General features: G+C 73.2%; 1 protein-coding gene. It reads right to left on the bottom strand.

Features of this window, described 5'->3' with window-relative positions; all coding sequences use genetic code 11:
• Positions 1-114: 114 nt before the first annotated feature.
• Positions 115-1,041 (bottom strand): LD-carboxypeptidase, encoded by a 927-nt coding sequence (locus AB0F40_RS27560; protein ID WP_357475536.1) that lies wholly within the window; start codon positions 1,039-1,041, stop codon positions 115-117.
• Between the last annotated feature and the right edge of the window lie 95 nt (positions 1,042-1,136).

Here is a 1,136-nt window from a genome sequence, read left to right as displayed (position 1 = left end):
AGGAGTCGCGCCATGACCGACACCGCAGCGGGGGTCACCGCAGCGCAGGGGTTCCGGGCTTTCGAGGCCCCCAAAGCGAAGAAACTTAGGCCTCGAAGGGGAGACGCGCCCCCGTCAGGGCTGCGCGAGGGCCGGCTGGTCCAGCGTGAGCGTGGCGGCGTCGGCGTCCAGCTCGACCGGCACGCCCAGCGGCACGGTGAGCGGGTCCGGCCCGTGACCGAACCCGAGGTCGCCGACGATCGGGATGCCGAGCGGCCCCAGCAGGTCCAGGATCACCGGCTCGACCGGGTCGCAGTCCTGCCATGAGCCCAGCACGATGCCGAGCGCGCCGTCGAACCAGCCTGAGCGCAACAGGTAGGTGAGGAACGAGTCCACTCGGTAGGCCCGCTCGCCGACGTCCTCCAGCAGGACGATCCCGCCGGCGGCGGACGGGGGTGTCGCGCCGCACCCGACGGACGTCGCCAGGAGCGAGAGACAGCCGCCGATGGTGATGCCGCGGGCCGTGCCGCCGACGACGGTGTGGGCCAGGGGCCCGGCGACCGTCTGCGTGGTCTCGGGCTCGAACAGGGTGCGCCGCAGGTGCTCGCGGGCCGGCTCGGACTTGAGGAACGACACGGTCCCCGTCATCGGACCGTGCAGGGAGACGAGCCCGAGGTGCAGGGCGACCGTCTGGTGCAGCACCGTGCAGTCGCTGTAGCCGACGAGCACCTTCGGGTCCGTCGCGGCGAGTGCGTCCCAGTCGACGAGGTCCACCATCCGGGTCGCCCCGTACCCGCCCCGCGCCGTGATGACCGCGCGGACGTCGGGATCGAGCCAGGCCTCCTGGAAGTCGGCGGCGCGCGCCGCGTCGGAGCCCGCCAGGTAGCCGTGGTCCGGGTGGGTGTCCAGGACGTGCGGCATCACCTGGACGTCGAGCCCCCATGCCCTGAGGTGGCCGACGCCGATGTCGAGCCGCTCGGCGGGTACGGGACCTGACGGGGCGACGACGGCGACGGTGTCACCCGGCCGCAGTCGCGGCGGGCTGATCAGGGGCCGCAGCATGGACGCCGGCCCTGCCGCTCGCGATCAGGCGTGCCCGCTCCGTGCTCTCGTTGATGCCCCGCAGGAGCGGGCGCAGGTCGTTTCGCAGACGTTCA

The sequence above is a fragment of the Promicromonospora sp. NPDC023987 genome, assembly GCF_040639055.1.
GTDB lineage: Bacteria > Actinomycetota > Actinomycetes > Actinomycetales > Cellulomonadaceae > Promicromonospora.
The sequence above is the reverse complement of the archived record's forward strand: the minus strand, read 5'-3'. Positions and strand labels throughout refer to the sequence as shown.

Coding starts and splice junctions, on each gene's coding strand:
- AB0F40_RS27560 (WP_357475536.1), bottom strand. CDS start 1,041: ATGCTGCGGCCCCTGATCAGCCCGCCGCGACTGCGGCCGGGTGACACC.